The sequence below is a fragment of the Brevundimonas sanguinis genome (assembly GCF_029636725.1).
GTDB lineage: Bacteria > Pseudomonadota > Alphaproteobacteria > Caulobacterales > Caulobacteraceae > Brevundimonas > Brevundimonas sanguinis.
The window spans coordinates 603,549-622,980 of record NZ_CP116770.1; the positions used below are offsets into that span (position 1 = coordinate 603,549).

A 19,432-nucleotide genomic window follows, 5' to 3' on the forward strand; every position below is an offset into this window, starting at 1 on the left:
TCAAGGCCATCCCGTCCATGCAGACCAGACCGTTCCGAATCGGCGTCGTCAACGCCAGCTCCCGTCTCGAACTGGCGCGGGGCGAGGCGATCCGGGCCTGGGCGGCGGCGCAGTGGCCGGACGGGGCGGTCGAACTGGTGCTGCACCCGGCCCTCTATGACGTCCACGGTCATTTCGGCGGCGACGACGCCACCCGGGCCCGCGCCTTGGTCGAGACGGCCAACGACCCCGACATCGACGCCGTCTGGTTCGCGCGCGGCGGTTACGGCGCCTGCCGCATCGCCGAGGCGGTGATCCCCGAGCTGACCGCCCGCGCCTGGGCCAAGCGCTATCTCGGCTATTCGGACGCGGGCAGCCTGCTGGCGGCGCTGTATCGCGCGGGCTTTCCCCATGTGGCGCACGGGCCGATGGCCTCGGACGGATCGCGCCATGACGCCACGGGCCTGCGCGCCGTGAACTGGCTCAGGTACGGCGACCCGGCCTCGCTGGAGCCGTCCCTGCGGAGCGACCCGCGGCCCGCCGTCGGCTTCAACCTGACCATCCTCAACGAACTGGTCGGCACGGCGATCGAGCCGGACCTGACCGGCCACGTCGTCATGCTGGAAGAGGTGTCCGAGGCGCTTTACCGCGTCGATCGGATGATGTTCCATCTGACCGGCCAGGCCTCGATCCGCCGCATCGCCGGCATCCGTCTGGGCCGGGTGTCGGACGTGACGGCCAATGATCCCGAGTTCGGCCTGACTGCCGAAGAGATCGTGCGCCACTGGTGCGTGCGCTCCGGCATCCCCTATCTGGGCTCGGCCGACATCGGCCATGACCGGGACAACAAGGTCGTGCCGTTCGGCCCGCGCGGCTGAGGCCCAAGCTGCCTTTCAGGATTCAGCCCTTCAGGATCAGCCCGTCCGGCCGCGCCTCAAAGGCCGACAGCCGGCCCAGGAAGCTCATTCCCAGCAGGGCGGCGGGCATGTCGCGGTCGATCACCAGGGCCTCGACCGAGGTCAGCTCGACCCCCGCCACCGACACGGACGTCAGCAGCACCCGCGCGGCGGGCGTCTGGCCCGAGGCGGTGTTCAGGGTCTGGTTGAAGTCATGCGGTTTCAGCCGCACGCCCAGCCGTTCGGCGTCGGCGCGGCTCAGCGTCACCGCGCTGGCGCCGGTGTCGACCAGCATCCGCATCGGCCGCCCTTCGACGGTCGCCTCGGCCCAGTAGTGACCATCGGCCGCGCGCGTCACCGACGGCGCCTCCTTCAGCGCCACGGCGGCGTAGGCCTTGGCCGGCCCTTCCCACCACATCAGGGCGCCGGCGCAGGCGCAGGCCGACGCCAGGGCGGCGGCGAAAACGACAGCAGAGCGCGGGTCAAAGCGGATCATGAAAGCGACTATGCCGCCGGGGTCTTCCCATGCGGTGAAGCGACGTGGCGAACGAAAGGTTGACGCCGGACCGGTGATCGCCGCCGGCTCACTCGCCCAACAGCCTGGGGTCGATCCGGCTCTTGCGGCCCGGCAGGTCGGCCATGACGTCGGCGCGGCCCTCGTCGGTCATCCGGCTCCAGGTCGCGATCTCCTGCAGCGTGCGCAGACAGCCCAGGCACAGGCCCGAGGCGCCGTCGACGGTGCAGACCATGACGCAGGGGCTGGCGATGGCGCGGGGCGGGGAGGGGGCGGAGGCGTGGGACATGGTTCGTGACGGTATCGCAACAATGAGTCCGAGAACGGACTATAATTTCTTGACTTTTCGCGCCAGGCGGCTATAGTCATCCTCGACGCGAAACGACTGACAGGGTGAGAGTCCCGAAAAGCACGACGTGTCTTCTTTCATCGTTCAACGAAAGGAGACGCCAAAAATGAACGAAAACAAAGAGCGTAATCTCCAGCACGCCATGATGTCCTTCGCCCTATTCGGCGGGATGCTGGTGAACACGAAGCAGATGAACGGCGCCGGCGACCGCGTGGTCAGCCACCCGTCCAACTTCGTACCCATAACGATCAAACGGCCGCGCGCGTAGTCGCGAAGACTGGAAGATCCAGCCAGAAGCCCCGGTCAGAACGACCGGGGTTTTTCAATTCCGCCCTTGCCATCGCCGCGCGCCCTGGCCGAAACCGACGGCTTCACCGGCAAGGAGGAAGCCCGCCATGAGTCTGATCGTCGAAGAGCGCAAAGGCGCGGTCATGGTCTGGACGCTGGACCGGCCCGACCGGCTGAACGCCCTGCCGGACCTGGAAGACGGCGAGGCCTTCGCCGCCGCCTGCGACGCCGTTAACGCCGACCCCTCGATCCGCTGCGTGGTGATGACCGGGGCCGGACGCGCCTTCTCGGCGGGCGGCGATCTGAAGGCTATGAAGGACCGCCGCGACCTGTTCGAGGGCTCCGGCGTCGCCATCCGCGAACGCTATCGCCGCGTCGTCCACCGCATCGTGCGCGCCCTCTATGGGCTGGAGGTCCCGCTGATCAGCGCCGTCAACGGTCCGGCCATGGGGCTGGGTTGCGACATCGCCGGTCTGGGCGACATCCGCATCGCCTCCGAACGCGCCAGCTTCGGCGTGCCCTTCATGAAGCTGGGCATCATCCCCGGCGACGGCGGCTCATGGCTGCTGCCTCGGAACATCGGCTACGCCCGCGCCGCCGAACTGCTGTTCACCGCCCGCTCGATCGACGCAGCGACGGCCGAGCAGTGGGGCCTGGTCAACCGCGTCGTCGCCCATGAGACGCTGATGGACGAGGCGATGCAGACGGCGGACCAGATCGCCGCCCAGCCGCCCCAGGCCCTGCGCATGGCCAAGAGCCTGCTGCGTCAGGGCCGCGACATGAACTTCGACCAGATGCTGGAGCTGTCCGCCGCCATGCAGGCCCTGGCCCACCTGACCGACGACCACATCGAAGGCGTGAGCGCGGTGCTGGAGAAGCGGGCAGGGGAATTTACGGGGAACTGAGTTCCTCTCTTCCGCTCATCCCGGCGGACGCCGGGGCCCAGTGAGAGCCGCGTGCACAAGGTCTGCGGTCCTTGTCATTGCGCTTGAGGCCAAAGGACTGGATCCCGGCGTCCGCCGGGATGAGCGGGAGAGTATACGCCAACAAAAAAGGGGCCCCTCGCGAGGCCCCTTTTCCGTTTTCATCCCGACCCGATGTTACGCCCGGGCGGGGGCCTTCATGGCGCGCGTGGCGGGCACGCCGGTCGAGGCGTTGTCGCGCTTGGCGCCCGCCGTTTCGCCCGGCTTCATGAACTTGACCAGCACGCGCTGGCCGATCAGCAGCGGGGCCTCGTCGACGGCGACCACCACCTCGACCACGCGCTCGTCGGTGCGTTGCGACGGGTCGTCCGAGGCCAGCTTGCGGGCGCCGAAGACGGCGGCGCGGCGCAGCACCTTGCCGACATAGACCTTGGTCGGATCGCCCTCGGGGGTGATCTCGACGGCCTGATCGACGCTGACGTTGGGGATGTCGGCCTCGACGATCTCGGCGCGGGCGATGCGCGGGGCGGCGGGCTCCAGGTCGAACATGTTCGACACGTTCAGGGTCGAGGCGCCGGCGCCGGGGTTGGCGTAGCGGCGCACGATGCGGCCGTCGGCGGGCGAGCGGATCACTGTCAGCTCGACGTTATAGGCGGCCTGATCGCGGCGGGCGCGGGCGGTCTGCACGGCGGCCTGCTGCGAGGCGAGGCGGGCCTGGGCCTGGGCGATGGCGTCGCGGGCCTGATCCATGCGCTGAGCGGCGACGAAGTTGGTGGCGACCAGTTTCTGCAGCCGGTCGTGCTCGCGCTGGGCGGTGGCGATGTCGACGTTGATCATGCGCAGCTGGCTTTCGGCCTGGGCCAGATCGGCCGCCGCCGTCTGCAGCGACAGGCGCGGCTCGTCGTCCTCCTGACGGGCCAGGATCTGACCGGCCTTCACCAGGTCGCCTTCCTGCACCAGGACGTCTCGCACCACGCCGCCGCGACGCGCCGCGATCTGGATGATGCCGCCCTCGATGTCGATCTTGCCGTTGGCGATGGCCGAGTAGGGGCTTTCGACCTTCTTGTCGGCGGCCTGCGCCAGTTCAGCCTTCTTGGCGGCGCCGGCCTTCTGCATCAGGCTCAGGCCGATGACGATGGCGATCACCAGCGCCAGGCCGATCCAGAGCCATTTGTTTTTCAGGAATGCGGGCATGGGGGTCCTCAAGGGGATCGGGGTCAGTGCGACGCCAGGATGGCTTCGGGATTGGGGGTGCGGCGCTGATCGTCGATGATCACGCCGTCTTCGATGTGGATCACCCGGTCGGCCCAGGCTTCCAGGCGCGGGTCGTGGGTCACGCAGATGACGGCCGCGCCGTGTTCGGTGGCCGCCCGGCGCAGCAGTCTGATGACGACCTGGCCGTTCTCGCCGTCCAGCGCCGAGGTCGGCTCATCGGCGAACAGGATCTGCGGGTCCTTGGCCAGGGCGCGGGCGATGGCGACGCGCTGCTTCTCGCCGCCGGACAGGGCGGCCGGGCGCTGGTGCAGGCGATGGCCCAGACCGACCTCTTCCAGCGCCAGGGCGGCGCGCTTCTTGGCCTTCTCCGGCGACAGGCCCTGATACTTCAGCACCGTCGTCACCTGCTGCAGGGCGCTGAGCGCCGGGAACAGGTTGAAGCCCTGGAAGATGAAGCCGCAGTGATCCAGCCGGAACTTGTCGATCTTGCCGCCCGATAGCTTCCACAGGTCGTCCACGTCCAGGGCGTCGACGCGCCCTTCCTCGGGCCGCAGCAGGCCGGACAGGGCGGCGATCAGCGTCGACTTGCCCGAGCCCGACGGGCCCATGACCATGGTCAGGTCGCCGTGGCGGGCGTCGAAATCCACGCCCTTCAGCACCTCGACATAGGACCGGCCGGACTTGAAGCGCTTGACCAGTCCCTTGGCTTCCAGGGCGAACTCGCCGTGCCTGCCTTGAACTTTCGTATGTTTGTTCATCGCAGCAGGTCCGCAGGTTGGCTCTTCTTCAGGATGCCCATCGACAGGAAGCCCGACAGCATGGAGATGGCGATCAGGCCGCCGCCGACCACGATCAGCAGCATGGGCGGCAGGGCGATGATGACGGCGTTGGACAGGGCCAGCAGGGACAGCAGCCAGGTCAGCAGGATGGCCGCGCCGACCCCCACCATGCCGACCCAGAAGCTCAGCTCCATGACGATGCGGCGCAAGCTGCCCATGCCGACGCCCAGGGCGCGCAGAGAGGCGAACTCCTTGATGTTGGCCATGATCGCCCCGCGCAGGGTCTGCCAGGTGATGGCCACGCCGATGATGATGCCCAGCACCACGCAGCCGCCGATGATGATGACCAGGATGCCTTCCTCGAACATGGCGCCGGCGTTGGCGTCGGCCAGTTGCTGGCGGGTCCAGGCCTTCCACTGGCCGTTGCCCATGGCGTTCAGCTGGGCCACCACGACCTCGGCGCGGGCCGGGTCCTTGATCTTGAGCATCAGCGGGCCGACGCGCGGCCCCTCGAAGGCCTGGCCCAACATCCGCAAGCTGTCGCGCGACATGACGATCGTCGGCTGCATCATGTTGGGATAGCCGCGCAGCACGCCCACCACGGTCACGGTCTGGCCGTTGAACAGGGCCTTGTCGCCCAGCTTGACGCCCAGCGGCGTCAGGGCCGTCTCGTCCACCGCCACGGTGAAGGGCTGGCGCAGGGCCTCGACCAGTTCGTCCGAATAGTCGCGCGGGATGGTGACCGAGCCGGGCGCGGTGTCGATGATGTTGACTAGGACGCTCTTCTGGCGCGGCGCGCCCTGCTTGGCGCGATCGGCGGCCGTGGCAGTCGGGTCGACGTTCTTGATGTTCTGGAAATTGCCGCCCGACATGTCGAGCGTCTTCACCTCGACCACCTCGGGGTGGTTGTAGGCCAGCGGGACAAAGCGTCGCGGCATGCCCATCGGCCCGCTGAACAGGGCCTTGGCTCCGGGCTGCATGATGAAGATGTCGGCGCTGGAGCGCTCGATGGCGGCGGTGAATCCCTTGCCGATGCCGATGAAGACCCCGGTCATGGCCAGCACCAGCAGCCCCGACAGGGCGAGCGCCATGACGGCGGCCATATAGCGGCGCCACTCAAAGAGCAGCGTGGATAGCGCGAGCGACATGACGCGTATTCATTCCCCTGACTTGCACTGTTATCTGACGCTCTGGCCGCGCTTGGCCAAGTTAAATCGGGGTAAGGCTGGCTCGGCCGGATTTGTTACGGGGCTTGAGGGGGCGCCCCTCGCGGGTTTAGTGACGACTTCAACAGCAAGGCGTGGGCGTGGTGTCCCGCCTCTCGGAGACGCCTATGTCGGTTCGCCGCACCCTTTCCTTCACCGCCTCGCTGGCCGCCCTCGGCATGGCCGCCGTGGTGGTCAACGCTCCCGCCTCGGCCGCGCGCGCCGACGAGGGGATGTGGACCTTCGACACCTTCCCGATCCAGACGGTCAATGAGAAGTACGGCACGCGCATCGATCAGGCCTGGCTGTACCGCGTCCGCAACGCCGCCGTGCGCCTGCAGGGCTGCTCGGCCTCCTTCGTCTCGGGCGAAGGCCTGATCCTGACCAACCACCACTGCGTCATCTCGTGCGTCCAGGACCTGTCGACGGCCCAGAACGACTACGTCAAGAACGGCTGGATGCCCGCCACGCGCGAGGAAGAGAAGACCTGCCCCGGCCAGACGGCCGAGGTCCTGACCGACATCACCGACGTCACCGACCGCGTCCTGGGCGCCGGCTCGGGCCTGGAAGGCGCCGCCTTCGTCGCCGCCCGCTCGGCCGAGATCGACAGGATCCAGAAAGAAGCCTGCGGCGACGACCGCAAGCTGACGTGTCAGGTCATCAGCTTCTATCGCGGCGGCAAATACGCCCTGTACAAGTTCCGCAAGTATGAGGACGTGCGTCTGGCCTTCGCGCCGGAGTTCCAGGCGGCCTTCTTCGGCGGCGACCCGGACAACTTCAACTTCCCGCGCTACGCCCTCGATGCCGCCTTCCTGCGCGCCTATGAGGACGGCAAGCCGGTCGCCTCGCCCAACCACCTGAAGTGGAACCCCAACGCCCCGACCGACGGCGAGCCGACCTTCGTGGCCGGCAACCCCGGCTCGACCTCGCGCCTGCTGACCATGAGCCAGCTGGAGCGCCTGCGCGACCAGCAGATCCCCATCACCCTGATCCAGAGCGCCGAACTGCGCGGCCGTCTGGTCGAGTATTCGACCCTGGGCGAGGAAGAAAAGCGCGTCGCGCTGGACCCCATCTTCGGTCTGGAGAACAGCTTCAAGGTCTACTACGGCCAACAGGGCGCCCTGACGGACCCCGCCTTCATGGCCAAGAAGCGCCAGGAAGAGGCCGAGCTGCGCCAGCGCGTCGCCGCCGACCCGGCCGTGGCCGAGCGCATCGGCGACCCCTGGGGCGATCTAGAGAAGGTGCAGGCGAAGGCCCGCGACCTCTATCTGCCCTATCGCCAGCTTGAGGCGAATGCGGGCGGCGGCTCGACCCTGTATTCCTACGCCCGCGCCATCGTCCGCGCGTCTAAGGAGCGCGCCAAGCCCGTCGCCGAACGCCGCGCCGGCTACGCCGACAGCGACATCGCCGCCCTGGGCCGCCGCCTGGCCTCGGACGCCCCGATCCCGGTCGGCGTCGAGGAGATCCAGCTGTCGCACTGGATGCTGAAGACCCGCGAATACCTGACGGTCGACAGCGCCGATGTGAAGGCCATGCTGGGCGCTGAAAGCCCCGAAACCATCGCCGCCCGTCTGGTGCAGAGCCGCCTGATCGACCCGGCCTTCCGCGCCGAGGCCCTGGCCATGACGCCGGAGCAGCTGGCCGCCTCGGGCGATCCGATGATCGCCTTCGTCCTGGCCAATGACGACGCGGCCCAGGCCGTCCGCACCCAGTGGGACGCCGGGGTCAACGCCCCGACCGCCCGCGCCGCCGAAAAGGTCGCCCAGGCCCGCTTCGCCGTCTACGGTGACAACCTGTATCCGGACGCCACCTTCTCCTTGCGCCTGTCCTACGGCCAGGTGAAGGGCTGGACCTATCGCGGCGTCACCGTGCCGTCCTTCACCTACATGGGCGGCCTGTATGAGCGCGCGACCGGCGCCGAGCCGTTCAACGCGTCCGAGCGTTTCCTGGCCGCTAAGGACCGGATCAACAAGGACGTGGTCTACGACTTCGTCTCGACCAACGACATCATCGGCGGCAACTCCGGCTCGCCGGTGATCAACGCCAAGGGTGAAGTGATCGGCGCCGCCTTCGACGGCAACATCCACTCGCTGGGCGGCTCGTTCGGCTACGACGGCGAGCTGAACCGCACGGTGTCGGTCTCGACCGCCGCCGTCACCGAGGCCCTGCGCAACGTCTACAACCAGCCGCGCCTGCTGCGCGAACTGGGCGTGCGTCGCTAAATAAAGGCGACTTTCTCCTCCCCACATCGTGGGGAGGGGGACCACGAAGTGGTGGAGGGGCCTGCGACAGCAGAACCAAGCAGCCCCTCCGTCTCGTCGGCTTCGCCGCCGATCCACCTCCCCGTCGCCATGCGATAGGGAGGAAAAGTTACGCCCCCGTCTGACGCATCGGCCTGCTAGCTTTCTTCCCGCCGATTTCAGACTATTCAGACGAATTAGACTCTGTTTTTTCCTCGCCGGAGTCTGAATCAGGAGCTTCTCATGCGTCACATGCTGTTCGCCTCGGCCGCCGTCCTGGCCTTCGCCGCCGCCTCTTCCGCCAAGGCAGAGGAGGGCATGTGGACCTATGACAACTTCCCCATCGCCCGCGCCAATCAGACTCTGGGCACGAACATCGATCAGGCCTGGCTGGACCGCGTGCGCCTGTCGTCGGTGAAGTTCGGCGGCTGTTCGGCGGGCGTCATCTCGGCCGAGGGGCTGGTGATGACCAACAACCACTGCGTCTCGTCCTGCGTCGCCAACCTGTCGACGCCGCAGCTTCAGTATAACGAAACGGGCTTCACCCCCAAGAGCCGCGAGGAAGAGCTGCAATGCCCCGGCGCCTCTGCGGAAATCCTGACCGACATCACCGACGTCACCGAGCGGGTCCAGAAGTCGGGCGCCGGTCTGGACGGCCAGGCCTACACCCAGGCGCGCGAGGCTGAGGCGGGCCGCATCGAAACCGAAAACTGCGGCGACGACGCCAAAATCCGCTGTCAGGTCGTCAGCCTGTATCGCGGCGGCCAGTTCAAGCTCTACAAGTTCCGCAAATATTCGGACGTGCGTCTGGCCTGGGCGCCGGAAGACCGCGCCGCGACCTTTGGTGGCGATCTGGACAACTTCTCCTTCCCGCGCTTCGCCATCGATGCCGCCTTCATCCGCCTGTATGAAGACGGCAAGCCCGCCGCGACCCCGACCCACTTTACCTGGAATCCGAACAAGCCGACCGAGGGCGAGCCCGTCTTCGTCACCGGCAACCCCGGCTCCACCCAGCGTCTGCTGACGCAGGCCCAGCTGATGACTATCCGCGACGTGGTCCTGCCGCTGGACCAGCTGATCGCGTCCGAACTGCGCGGCCGTCTGATCCGCTATTCGGAAGAGGGAGAGGATCAGGCCTTCATCGCCATGGACCCGCTGTCGGGCGTCGAGAACACCTATAAGCGCGGGCGCGGCCGGATGGCCGCCCTGATCGACCCGGCCTTCATGGACCAACTGGCCGGGCAGGAAACCGTCTTCCGGCGCGGCGTGGCCGAGAACGAGGCCCTGTCGGCCGAGGTCGGCGATCCCTGGGCCGTTCTGACCGATGTTCAGCCGATCGCGCGCGAGCTCTATGCCCCGATGGCCCTGCTGGAAGGCGGCACCGGCATGGGCACCACCTCGGTGGCGGGCGGCTCGCCCCTGTTCCAGTGGGCGCGAGCCATCGTGCGCGGGGCGCAGGAGCGCGCCAAGCCGTCCGACCAGCGCCTGGCCGAGTTCGCCGACAGCCGCCTGCCGGGCGTCCAGTCCGGCCTGTTTGCCGCACGCCCGACCTATCCGGCGCTGGAGCAGGTCCGTCTGGAATGGTGGCTGTCCAAGACGCGCGAATGGCTGACCGTCGACAGCCCACATGTCCGCACCCTGCTGGGCAAGGAGAGCCCCGAGGGCCTGTCCGCCCGTCTGGTCGAAGGCACCAAACTGGCCGATCCGGCCGTGCGGCGCGCCCTGTGGGAAGGCGGCCTGCCCGCCGTCCAGGCCTCGACCGATCCTCTGATCCAGTATGTCCTGGCTATCGACGCCGACGCCCGCGCCGTCCGCACCGACTGGGAGAACCGGGTGCAGGCGCCGACCGACCGCGCCTCGGAACAGCTGTCGGCCGCCCGCTTCGCCGTCTTCGGCGACGCTGTCTATCCCGACGCCACCGGCACCCTGCGTCTGACCTACGGCCGGGTCGAGGGGACCGACGTGCCGGGCCAGCGCATCCCGGCCTTCACCACCTTCGCCGGCCTGTGGGATCGGGCGACCGGCGCCGAGCCGTTCAACGTCGCGCCCAAACTGTTGGCCGCCAAAGACCGCATCGACCCGAACGCGGTGATGAACATGGCCGTCTCGTCCGACACCATCGGCGGCTCTTCGGGCTCGCCCGCCGTCAACGCCAAGGGCGAGATCATCGGCGCCAACTTCGATTCCACCGTCCTGACCCAGCGCAACGCCTATGGCTATGACCGCAACGTCAACCGCAGCGTCATCGTCACCACCCAGGCCGTGACCACGGCCCTGCGCGACGTCTACGGCATGGATCACCTGATCGCCGAACTGGGCGCGGATGCGCCCAAGGTCGCCCCGCGCCGGGCGCGCCGTTGAACGGCCCGGTCTTTCGACCTGCGGCGCCGGACGACGTTCCGGCGCTGCGCGCCCTGATCGAAAGCGCCTATCGCGGCGACAGCGCCAAGGCCGGCTGGACCCACGAGGCCGACCTGCTGGAGGGCCAGCGCACCGACGAGGCGGAGTTGCGCGACATCCTCGCCGACGCCTCGCGGATCATCCTGCTGGCCGAGGTCGACGGCGCCCTGATCGGCTGCGTTCAGGTCGCGGATCAGGGGCGGGGTCTGGCCTATCTGGGCCTGCTGACCGTCGATCCGGCGCGTCAGGCGGGCGGTCTGGGGCGCCGCCTGATCGACGCCGCCGAGGCGGAAGCCGCCGCCCGCTTCGCCGCCACGCGCATGGAGATGACCGTCATCCGCCAGCGCGTCGAACTGATCGCCTGGTACGAACGGCGCGGCTATCGCCTGACCGGCGAAACCCGCCCCTTCCCGCTGGACGACCCCCGCTTCGGCCTGCCCCGCACGCGCGACCTGGCCTTCGTGGTTCTGGAGAAGGCGCTTTAGATCAGGAGGGAAGGGCGCAATTTTCGTTCTCATAAGGGTTGGTCTGGCCTAGACGAGCACACGCTTCGTTTCTTTTTTTGACGCCTGACCGAGATCATCGTGCAAGACACCGTCCGCCGCATCCTGACCGCCCGCGTCTATGACGTGGCCGAGGAGACCCCCCTCGATCCGCTCAAGCGGCTGTCGGCCCGCCTCGGCCGGACCGCCCTGCTGAAGCGCGAGGACCTGCAGCCGGTCTTCTCGTTCAAGATCCGCGGCGCCTACAACAAGATCGCCGCCCTGAGCCAGGCCGAGCTGGCGCGCGGCGTCATCTGCGCTTCGGCGGGCAATCATGCGCAAGGGGTGGCGCTGGCGGCGGCGAAGCGCGGCGCGGCGGCCACCATCGTCATGCCGACCACCACGCCCGGCATCAAGGTGGCGGCGGTCCAGGGGCTGGGCGGCCAGGTCGTGCTGCATGGCGAAAGCTTCGACGACGCCTACGCCCGCGCCCGCGAGTTGGAGAAGCAGACCGGCGCCGCCTTCGTCCACCCCTTCGACGATCCCGACGTCATCGCCGGGCAGGGCACGGTCGGGCTGGAGATCCTGCGCCAGCACGCCGATCCGATCGACGCCGTGTTCATCCCCATCGGCGGCGGGGGGCTGGCGGCGGGGGTGGCGGCCATCGTCCGCTTCCTGCGGCCCGAGACGCGGCTGATCGGCGTCGAACCCGCCGAGGCCCCGACGATGAAGAGCGCCATCGAGGCCGGGCGCGTCGTCGATCTGGATCAGGTCGGCCTGTTCGCCGACGGGGTGGCCGTGCGCCGCGCGGGCGACGAGACCTTCCGCCTGTGCCGCGATCTGCTGGACGAGATCGTCCTGGTCGACACCGACGCCATCTGCGCCGCCGTGAAGGACATCTTCGACGACGTGCGCGCGGTAGCCGAGCCGTCGGGCGCCGTGGCGCTTGCCGGCCTCAAGGCCTGGGCCGCGCGCAATCCCGGATCGGGGGCGCTGGTCGCGATCAACTCGGGCGCCAACGTCAACTTCGACCGCCTGCGCCACGTCGCCGAGCGGGCCGAGATCGGCGAGGGCGCCGAAGCCCTGTTCGCGGTCTCCATGCCCGATCGGCGCGAGGACTATCACCGCTTCCTGCGCAGCCTGGACGGCCGCTCGATCACGGAATTCAATTATCGCTGGTCCGGCGACGGCACGGCGCAGATCTTTGTCGGCGTAGCCCTGCGCGACGGCGCCGCCGAGCGTGAAAGCCTTCTGCGTCGCCTGACCGCCGACGGCTATGCCGTCGTCGACATGAGCGACAACGAGACCGCCAAGCTGCACGTGCGCCACATGGTCGGCGGACGCACCATCGGCCTGCCGCATGAGCGGCTGCTGCGCTTCGAGTTCCCCGAGCGGCCGGGCGCCTTCCTGCGCTTCCTCAACAGCCTTCAGCCCGCCTGGGCCCTGACCCTGTTCCACTATCGCAACCACGGCGACGACGCGGGCCGGGTACTGGCGGGCGTCAGCGTCCCGCCGGATCAGGCGGCGGCCCTGACGACGGCGCTGGACGACCTGGGCTATCCGTACGTCGACGAGACGGACAACCCGGCCTGCCGCCTGTTCCTGGATGGGGCGGCCTGAACCCCGGCGCCGTCCCGGAAGCGGCGCAGCCGCTGTCCGGGACCGCCAGAGAGGCGAACGGCGAGGTCTGGGAGGTCCCGGCTCTCCGCCTCGCCAGCGCGGCCGCAGCCGGGATGACGGGCGTTATGTCACGCCCGGCTGATCGCCTCGGCCACCTCATCCGCCGGGCGGCCGGTCAGGTCCTTGGCGATTTCGCCGACCAGCAGGCCCTCCAGCGTCTTGTGCCAATGCTTGCGCAACTGGCCCAGGGTCTTGGGCGCGGCGACGACGGCCAGGGCCTCGAACTTGTTGGTCAGGGCCATGTGGTTCAGCGCCTCGGCCACGCCCATGGCGAAGCCGTCCTCGGCCTGGGTGTCGTTGTCGGGGTTGGCGTCGCTGGAGCGGCGGCCCGGCGCGCCGGACAGGCGTTCGGGGATTTCGGGAGTCGCCATCGGCTTGAGCTGGATGTCGAGGTTGTGGCCGGTGTTGCGGAACAGGCTCAGCTTCTCGCCGTCGGCGACGGCGACCAGAGCCCCGTTGGGCAGGTTCATATCAGACTCCACATATGAGCGCCGAAAGGAAAGGGCGCTGTCAGTCCAGCGCAAACGTCCCCTGTCCCGTTCCATCATCAGGGCCAAGCTGCGACGCTTCGTGCGCCAGAAGCCAGCGCTTGCGCTCCAGCCCGCCCGCGTAACCGGTCAGGGTTCCCTTGGCGCCGACGACGCGGTGGCAGGGCACGATGACGCCGATCGGATTGGCTCCGTTGGCCAGCCCCACGGCGCGCACCGCGGCGGGCCTGCCGATGGCCTGCGCCAGTTGGCCGTAGCTCCAGGTCCGTCCCGCCGGAATGGTGCGCAGCGCCGCCCAGACCGCGCGCTGGAAGTCGGTGCCGCCGGTCTTCACGGCGAGGCTGTCCAGCGCCGTCAGATCGCCGTCGAAATAGGCGATAATGGCCTTCCGCACCGCTTCGGGCGCGCGGCCGGGCGTCAGCCGCACCTCGCCGTAGTGGCGGGCCAGCAGCGCTATCATCCGCGCCTCATAGTCGGTGAAGTCGAAGGCGCGCACGGCCCCCTCCACGTCCGTGACCAGCAGCACCTCGCCCACCGGCGTGGCGATGCGGTCCAGGGTGAAGGCTTCAGGCTGCGTCTTTTTCATCGTCGCTCTCCATGATCGCCGCGCCGTCTACGCCTGCCTCGCGCAGGTGCAGCGCGCCATAGGCCCGCCAGGGTCGCCATCGCTCGGCCCGCGCCGCGAGCCTGTGATCTTCAAGCCGGTCGCTGGCCATGTCGCCCTCATCGTCGATCCAGGCGCCCGGCAGGCGCAGGCCGGGCCGCGCCGCGACCAAGGGCGCCAGAACAGGGTCGAGCGACAGGTCGCGCCGGATGGCCTCGGGGTCGGCTGGCAGGTCGAACAGCCGCCGCACCCGCGCCAGCACGCCTGGCAGGGCCTTGAGGTCGTCCAGCGCCGCCGTGACCGCCAGGCGGTTCCCGTCCTCGAACCGGGCCGAGACCTCACCCGTCGCCCCGTCCGTCACGGGCGTCAGGACGCGCCGCCAGATGCGCTCCTCGACCGTCTCGCCCCTCGCTTTCAGGGCCGCCAGCATGGCCTCGATCTCATAGGGCGGGCGATAGGGCAGGCTCAGCCGCACGCCCCCATCCCAAGGCCGCTCGGTCCGCGCCCGCAGCGCCGACGGGGGCCGCCCATACAGGGCCTGAAACGTCTCGTTGAAGCGGCGCACGCTGCCGAAGCCGGACGCCATAGCGACTTCGGCCATGGGTAGGTCGGTCTGGTGGATCAGGGCCTTGGCCAGCAGGACGCGGCGGGTCTGGGCCACGCTGACCGGGGCGGCGCCCAGGTGCTGGCGGAACAGGCGGCGCAAGTGTCGCTCGCCTACCCCCAGCCGCGCGGCCAGGGCGTCGACGTCGCCCTCATCTAGCGCCCCCGCCTCGATCAGGTTCAGCGCCCGGCTGACAGTGTTGGACGTCCCCCGCCACGCGCCCATATCGGGCGCGGTTTCCGGCCGACAGCGCAGGCAGGCGCGGAAGCCCGCCTCCTCGGCCGCCGCCGCGCTGATGACGAAGCGCATGTTCTCACGCTTGGGCGTCCGCGCCGGGCAGACCGGGCGGCAATAGATTCCGGTGGACTTCACGCAGGTGAAGAAGCGCCCGTCGAAGCGCGGGTCGCGCGTCAGGACCGCCCGATAACAGGCCTCCTGATCCAGCGTGTCGCGGGCGTTGTCCATGCCCGCACCTTGCGCCTGAGATGATGGCCTGTCTCGCGGTTTTCGGACATGACGGCGCCGCAGCCCGGCAGATCACACCTCGCGCGTCGTCGCGAGCCGCCAGATATAGGTCGCGATGTTGACGACGAAACTGATCGCCATCACCGCGAACACCCAGGTCAGCACCGTACCCAGCGTCAGGGCCGTCCCCTCCAGATCGCGGCCCGCATCGTTCACCGCGCGCAGGGCGTCCAGGCTGATGTTCGTCGCCCCGCCCTCGACGCGGGCGCTCGCCGCGCCCTGGGTCAGGGTGAGCCACCAGCCCGCATCAAACAGTCGCCACAGCACCCAGAGCGCCGCGCCCGCCAGCGGGATCTTCAGCAGCAAGGTCAACCGCCCCTCGCGCCCGCGGATCAGGCTGACCGCGTCCACCGCCATGCCGCCGACGGCCAGGGCCAGGATGGGGCCGTAGAGGACCGCCCACACCGGCGCCGCCTCGATCCCGACCGCGCCGCTTCTCAAGGAGAACTCGCCCAGGCCCGGAAAGCGGATCACGCCGATCCACCACATCACGAAGACGCCTCCGACGATCAGCGAGGCCAGCGCCTCCAGCCCCGGCTTGTCGTTCGCCGTCACGCCCCACACGCGGGCGCCCTTCGGCAACCACTCCGCCTTGGCCTTCTCAGACCCCGACAGCGAGGCGCCCCACTTCGCCGGATCGGCCAGGCCGAAGGCCGACAGGTCGCGCACCCGCCATTTCGTCAGCCAGGTCGGCTTGATGTCATAATGCTCCAGGATCGCGCCGGCCAGGGTCAGCGCTCCCAGCAGGGTCAGCCCCCCGGAGAAAAAGCCGTGGAAGGCCTGGCTGATCGCGCGTCCGAAATCAGCCGGAGCGCCCAGTACGCTGACCAACAGCCCCAGCGCCTGAACGGCCGCAATGACGATCAGCCCCGCCTTGGCGCCGAACAGCCAATAGGGAAACAGTTCCGGCCCGATCAGGCTGTCCGGACCCTTGCGATAGCGGGCGGCGACGATCAGCGGGTGGCCGATCTCATGCAGGATCGCCTCCTTCTCCTCGTCGCTCAGGGCCCGGCCCAGCTCCTCTTCGCGCGCCTCGACGCGGCTCAGGATCAGGTCGCGCAGCTCGGCGATGATGTCCTCGCGGTCCTCGGTCGGCAGCTGCGCCGCCACGGCCTCCAAATAGCGTTCGATGATGTCCATCGCGCCCTCTCCCGTCCCTTCAGAGAATTCGTTCCAGCGAGGCGTTGATGCCGCGCCATTCCTCGGTCAGGGCGGCCAGCATTGCCTCGCCCCCCGGCGACAGGACGTAGAAGCGCTTCTTGCGCTTCTCCTCCTCGCGCCATTCGCTGGTCAGCAGTCCTTGCCCCTCCAGCCGCCGCAGCAGGGGGTAGAGGGTGGATTCCTCCATCTCCAGCCCATCCGCCGCCAGCGCCTGACGCAGGGTGTAGCCGTAGCGTTCGGTCCGCAGGCAGGCGAGCACCGCCAGGACCAGCGTCCCGCGCCGCAGCTCCAGCCGCATCGTCTCGAACAGTTCCCGATCCACGCCGTCGCCTCACCTGTCGCCACATAGTGTGTGACACACAGTGTATGCGACATACTGTGCGCCATAGTCAATACAGGATGTCCCGCCGCTTCCTTCACGGCAGCCGCAAGGCTAAGTTGGCCGCTCCGTAGGGGGAGTATTCTGAATGTCGTATCGTCGCCGCGTCGCCTGTTCCTTGCTGGCGCTCAGCCTGGCCCTGGGCGCCGCGCCTGCACTGGCGCAACAGACGCCGCCCGCGCTTCAGGCCGTCGTCGGCCATGACAGCGGCGAGCGCATCACCCGCTCGGCTGATGTGCGCCGCTATTTCGAGGCGCTGCGCGCCGCCAATCCCGACCGCATGGTCATGGGCGACTACGCCCAGTCGTGGGAAGGCCGCCCGCTGTTCTGGGCCGCCGTCGGCTCGCCGCGCAACATCGCCCGGCTGGACGCGATCAAGGCCGCGACCAACGCCCTGGCCGACCCGCGCAAGACTTCGCCCGAGCAGGCCCGCGCCCTGATCAACGACACCCCGGCCATCGTCTGGATGGCCTATTCGGTCCACGGCAATGAGATCAGCCCCGCCGACGCCGCCCTGGCCGCCGCGCGCCGCCTGACCGACAGCCTCGACGCCGAGGCGCAAGGCTGGCTGGAGAACGTCGTGGTCGTCTTCGTCCCGACCCAGAACCCCGACGGGCGCGAGCGCTTCATCAACAGCTTCGAGGCGGGCCTCGGCGCCCAGCCCAACGGCGACCCCCTGTCGGCCGAGCGGGCCGAGCCCTGGCCGTCGGGCCGCTTCAACCACAATCTGTTCGACCTGAACCGCGACTGGTTCATCCAGTCCCAGCCGGAGACGCAGGGGCACTCGGCCCTGATCCGCGAATGGCGTCCGCAGGTGGTGGTCGATTCCCACGAGATGGGCACGGATTCCAGCTTCTTCTTCCCGCCCGAGGCCCAGCCGCTGAACCCGTGGATCTATCCGCCGATCCTGGACGCGCGCGAGCGGTTCGGCCGCAACACCGCCGGACGCTTCGACCAAGCCGGGCTGGACTATTTCACGCGCGAGACCTTCGACGCCTTCTATCCCGGTTACGGCGACGGCTGGCCCGCCTATTTCGGCGCCGTCTCCATGACCTATGAGCAGGGCTCGTCGCGCGGGTTGCTCGCGCGCCGCTCGTCGGGCGAGATGCTGACCTACGCCGACACGGTCAAGGGCCACCTGACCGCCACCCTGTCGACCATCGAGACCGCCGCCCGCGACCGCGAGAAGCTGCTCAGCGACTTCTACGCCTTCCACCGCGACGGGATTTCGGGCGGACGCGGCGCCTACGTCCTGTCACGCTCCGCCGCGGCCGACCCGGCCGCCGCCGACAAGCTGGCGGGACTGCTGGTGCGTTCGGGGCTGGAGGTCGGACGCGCGACCGCATCCTTCTCCGCCTGCGGCCAGACCTATCAGGCGGGCGATTACATCGTGAATCTGTCCCAGCCGCAGCGCCGCATGGCCGAGACCCTGCTGGCCAAGGACGTGCCGCTGGACCCGAAATTCCTGGCCGAGCAGGAGGCCCGCCGCGCCCGCGGTCTGGGCGATGAGATCTATGACCTGACCGGCTGGTCGCTGCCCCTGCTGTTCAATGTGCCGAGCCAGCGCTGCCCCGGCGCCCCGTCGGTCCAGACGGCCGCCGTCGGCCCCGAACTGATCCGCCCCGCCGCCGTGGCCTCCGGCGACGCGACCTACGGCTACGCCATCCATCCGGGCACGGCGGGGATGCGCTTCCTGACGGCCGCCCTGACCGACAAGCTGCCGGTCCGCTCCGTCGAGGAGCCCTTCACCCTGGACGGCCGCGCCTATCCGGGCGGGACCTTTATCGTGCCGCGCGCCGGGTCGCCCGCCGACCTCGACGAGCGCGTCCGCCGTCTGGCCGCCGGCAGCGGCGCCCAGGTGACGCCGCTGGCCACCTCCTGGGTCTCCAGCGGTCCCAGCGTCGGCTCGGACAAGGCGACGCTCATCGCCGCCCCGCGCGTGGCCATGGCCTGGGATGACCCGACCGAGCCGGAATCGGCCGGATCCATCCGCCATGTGCTGGAGCGGGAATACGGCTGGCCCGTCACGGCGGTGCGCACCCGCCGCCTGGCGAACGCCGACCTGTCCCGCTACCAGGTGCTGATCCTGCCCTCGGGCGGCGACTATAAGCAGATCCTCGGCGAGAGCGGCGTCGCTAATCTGCGCGCCTGGGTCCAGGCGGGCGGCGTCCTGATCGGCGTCGGCTCGGCCAGCCGCCTGCTGACCGATCCCGATTCCAAGCTGCTGGAGAGCCGCCGCGAGAGCGCCGCCTCCGGCGACGGCGACAAGGACAAGAAGGACGGCGGCAGCGAGATCGCCACCGACGCCGAATACCTGGCCCTGACCGGCCACCACGGCGGGGCGCCCGATCCGGTCGCGGGCGTCCTGGCCAGCGCCGTGGTCGACAATGAACACTGGCTGGGCGCGGGCGTCGCCCCGACCCTCAGCGTCATGGTGCGCGGCTCGGACATCTACACCCCTCTGGCCCGCGATCAGGGGACCAACGTCGTGCGTCTGGCCGGACCGGATCAGGTGCTGGCGTCCGGGCAGCTGTGGGCCGAGAACCGCCGCCAGCTGGCCTACAAGCCCGTCGCCATGGCGTCCGAAGTCGGGCGCGGCCAGGTCGTCGCCTTCACCCAGGACGTCACCATGCGCGCCTTCCTGGAAGGGCTGAAGCCGATGTTCCTGAACGCCATCTTCCGCGGCCCGGCTCACACCTCCGGGACCAAGGGAAACTGACG

At 69.1% G+C, this 19,432-nt stretch carries 17 protein-coding genes and 1 pseudogene; 8 read left to right on the plus strand and 10 right to left on the minus strand.

The genetic code is table 11. The features are described 5' to 3' along the window. Window positions 1-17: 17 nt before the first annotated feature. Window positions 18-857: an LD-carboxypeptidase gene (locus PIB44_RS02970; protein ID WP_278070364.1), complete on the plus strand. Its 840-nt coding sequence runs from the start codon at window positions 18-20 to the stop codon at window positions 855-857. A 22-nt stretch (window positions 858-879) separates the two neighbouring features. Here PIB44_RS02970 and PIB44_RS02975 read toward each other — a convergent pair whose 3' ends face one another. Together PIB44_RS02975 and PIB44_RS02980 are read right to left on the minus strand one after the other, a co-directional pair. Beyond that, entirely contained in the window at window positions 880-1,371 is a 492-nt protein-coding gene (locus PIB44_RS02975) for a retropepsin-like aspartic protease family protein (protein WP_025978628.1), read from the minus strand. A gap of 88 nt (window positions 1,372-1,459) precedes the next feature. Continuing rightward, entirely contained in the window at window positions 1,460-1,678 is a 219-nt protein-coding gene (locus tag PIB44_RS02980; protein ID WP_278070365.1) for a DUF1289 domain-containing protein, read from the minus strand. 166 nt (window positions 1,679-1,844) lie between these two features. Between PIB44_RS02980 and PIB44_RS02985 the strand changes: the two genes are divergently transcribed. Both PIB44_RS02985 and PIB44_RS02990 read left to right on the plus strand, forming a co-directional pair. Further along, a complete protein-coding gene (locus tag PIB44_RS02985) occupies window positions 1,845-2,006 on the plus strand; it encodes a hypothetical protein (RefSeq protein WP_167309526.1) in 162 nt (53 codons plus the stop codon). Between the two features lie 127 nt (window positions 2,007-2,133). Continuing rightward, complete coding sequence (locus PIB44_RS02990) at window positions 2,134-2,931, plus strand: crotonase/enoyl-CoA hydratase family protein (protein WP_278070366.1); 798 nt, start codon at window positions 2,134-2,136, stop codon at window positions 2,929-2,931. Between the two features lie 195 nt (window positions 2,932-3,126). Here the strand turns inward: PIB44_RS02990 and PIB44_RS02995 are convergent, their stop codons facing one another. The 3 genes from PIB44_RS02995 to PIB44_RS03005 are packed head-to-tail and all read right to left on the minus strand — an operon-like array spanning window position 3,127 to window position 6,091. Continuing rightward, complete coding sequence (locus PIB44_RS02995; RefSeq protein ID WP_134582287.1) at window positions 3,127-4,143, minus strand: HlyD family secretion protein; 1,017 nt, start codon at window positions 4,141-4,143, stop codon at window positions 3,127-3,129. A 23-nt stretch (window positions 4,144-4,166) separates the two neighbouring features. Beyond that, window positions 4,167-4,922 carry an ABC transporter ATP-binding protein gene (locus PIB44_RS03000; protein WP_191744078.1) on the minus strand — a complete coding sequence of 252 codons (756 nt, stop codon included), beginning with the start codon at window positions 4,920-4,922 and terminating at the stop codon, window positions 4,167-4,169. Beyond that, complete coding sequence (locus PIB44_RS03005; protein ID WP_134582289.1) at window positions 4,919-6,091, minus strand: ABC transporter permease; 1,173 nt, start codon at window positions 6,089-6,091, stop codon at window positions 4,919-4,921. The genes PIB44_RS03000 and PIB44_RS03005 overlap by 4 nt, the downstream gene beginning before the upstream one ends. Before the next feature lie 185 nt (window positions 6,092-6,276). Here PIB44_RS03005 and PIB44_RS03010 point away from each other — a divergent pair, with 185 nt between their 5' ends. The 4 genes from PIB44_RS03010 (at window position 6,277) to ilvA (ending at window position 12,890) form a co-directional block, all read left to right on the plus strand. Then, window positions 6,277-8,370, plus strand: coding sequence for a S46 family peptidase (locus tag PIB44_RS03010; protein ID WP_278070367.1), 2,094 nt, complete (start codon window positions 6,277-6,279; stop codon window positions 8,368-8,370). A gap of 261 nt (window positions 8,371-8,631) precedes the next feature. Beyond that, window positions 8,632-10,749 (plus strand): S46 family peptidase, encoded by a 2,118-nt coding sequence (locus PIB44_RS03015; RefSeq protein WP_278070368.1) that lies wholly within the window; start codon window positions 8,632-8,634, stop codon window positions 10,747-10,749. Next, window positions 10,746-11,273 carry a GNAT family N-acetyltransferase gene (locus PIB44_RS03020; protein WP_278070369.1) on the plus strand — a complete coding sequence of 176 codons (528 nt, stop codon included), beginning with the start codon at window positions 10,746-10,748 and terminating at the stop codon, window positions 11,271-11,273. The genes PIB44_RS03015 and PIB44_RS03020 overlap by 4 nt, the downstream gene beginning before the upstream one ends. A gap of 99 nt (window positions 11,274-11,372) precedes the next feature. After that, window positions 11,373-12,890: a threonine ammonia-lyase, biosynthetic gene (gene ilvA, locus PIB44_RS03025; RefSeq protein ID WP_278070370.1), complete on the plus strand. Its 1,518-nt coding sequence runs from the start codon at window positions 11,373-11,375 to the stop codon at window positions 12,888-12,890. Between the two features lie 128 nt (window positions 12,891-13,018). Here the strand turns inward: ilvA and PIB44_RS03030 are convergent, their stop codons facing one another. From PIB44_RS03030 to PIB44_RS03050, 5 genes and pseudogenes are all read right to left on the minus strand, one after another. Beyond that, window positions 13,019-13,420 carry a host attachment family protein gene (locus tag PIB44_RS03030; protein WP_025978619.1) on the minus strand — a complete coding sequence of 134 codons (402 nt, stop codon included), beginning with the start codon at window positions 13,418-13,420 and terminating at the stop codon, window positions 13,019-13,021. Window positions 13,421-13,460: 40 nt separating this feature from the next. Continuing rightward, window positions 13,461-14,024, minus strand: a complete 564-nt coding sequence (locus PIB44_RS03035; RefSeq protein WP_278070371.1) for a methylated-DNA--[protein]-cysteine S-methyltransferase — start codon at window positions 14,022-14,024, stop codon at window positions 13,461-13,463. Then, window positions 14,005-15,111 carry a bifunctional transcriptional activator/DNA repair enzyme AdaA gene (locus PIB44_RS03040; RefSeq protein WP_278070372.1) on the minus strand — a complete coding sequence of 369 codons (1,107 nt, stop codon included), beginning with the start codon at window positions 15,109-15,111 and terminating at the stop codon, window positions 14,005-14,007. Before PIB44_RS03040 ends, PIB44_RS03035 begins: the two co-directional genes overlap by 20 nt. 72 nt (window positions 15,112-15,183) lie before the next feature. Further along, window positions 15,184-16,311 (minus strand): hypothetical protein, encoded by a 1,128-nt coding sequence (locus PIB44_RS03045; RefSeq protein ID WP_278070373.1) that lies wholly within the window; start codon window positions 16,309-16,311, stop codon window positions 15,184-15,186. A gap of 19 nt (window positions 16,312-16,330) precedes the next feature. Next, window positions 16,331-16,707: pseudogene (locus tag PIB44_RS03050) on the minus strand (PadR family transcriptional regulator). A gap of 92 nt (window positions 16,708-16,799) precedes the next feature. Between PIB44_RS03050 and PIB44_RS03055 the strand changes: the two are divergent. Next, complete coding sequence (locus PIB44_RS03055; RefSeq protein ID WP_278070374.1) at window positions 16,800-19,430, plus strand: M14 family metallopeptidase; 2,631 nt, start codon at window positions 16,800-16,802, stop codon at window positions 19,428-19,430. The last annotated feature ends 2 nt before the right edge of the window (window positions 19,431-19,432 follow it).

Coding starts and splice junctions, on each gene's coding strand:
- PIB44_RS02970 (WP_278070364.1), top strand. CDS start 18: ATGCAGACCAGACCGTTCCGAATCGGCGTCGTCAACGCCAGCTCCCGT.
- PIB44_RS02975 (WP_025978628.1), bottom strand. CDS start 1,371: ATGATCCGCTTTGACCCGCGCTCTGCTGTCGTTTTCGCCGCCGCCCTG.
- PIB44_RS02980 (WP_278070365.1), bottom strand. CDS start 1,678: ATGTCCCACGCCTCCGCCCCCTCCCCGCCCCGCGCCATCGCCAGCCCC.
- PIB44_RS02985 (WP_167309526.1), top strand. CDS start 1,845: ATGAACGAAAACAAAGAGCGTAATCTCCAGCACGCCATGATGTCCTTC.
- PIB44_RS02990 (WP_278070366.1), top strand. CDS start 2,134: ATGAGTCTGATCGTCGAAGAGCGCAAAGGCGCGGTCATGGTCTGGACG.
- PIB44_RS02995 (WP_134582287.1), bottom strand. CDS start 4,143: ATGCCCGCATTCCTGAAAAACAAATGGCTCTGGATCGGCCTGGCGCTG.
- PIB44_RS03000 (WP_191744078.1), bottom strand. CDS start 4,922: ATGAACAAACATACGAAAGTTCAAGGCAGGCACGGCGAGTTCGCCCTG.
- PIB44_RS03005 (WP_134582289.1), bottom strand. CDS start 6,091: ATGTCGCTCGCGCTATCCACGCTGCTCTTTGAGTGGCGCCGCTATATG.
- PIB44_RS03010 (WP_278070367.1), top strand. CDS start 6,277: ATGTCGGTTCGCCGCACCCTTTCCTTCACCGCCTCGCTGGCCGCCCTC.
- PIB44_RS03015 (WP_278070368.1), top strand. CDS start 8,632: ATGCGTCACATGCTGTTCGCCTCGGCCGCCGTCCTGGCCTTCGCCGCC.
- PIB44_RS03030 (WP_025978619.1), bottom strand. CDS start 13,420: ATGAACCTGCCCAACGGGGCTCTGGTCGCCGTCGCCGACGGCGAGAAG.
- PIB44_RS03035 (WP_278070371.1), bottom strand. CDS start 14,024: ATGAAAAAGACGCAGCCTGAAGCCTTCACCCTGGACCGCATCGCCACG.
- PIB44_RS03040 (WP_278070372.1), bottom strand. CDS start 15,111: ATGGACAACGCCCGCGACACGCTGGATCAGGAGGCCTGTTATCGGGCG.
- PIB44_RS03045 (WP_278070373.1), bottom strand. CDS start 16,311: ATGGACATCATCGAACGCTATTTGGAGGCCGTGGCGGCGCAGCTGCCG.
- PIB44_RS03055 (WP_278070374.1), top strand. CDS start 16,800: ATGTCGTATCGTCGCCGCGTCGCCTGTTCCTTGCTGGCGCTCAGCCTG.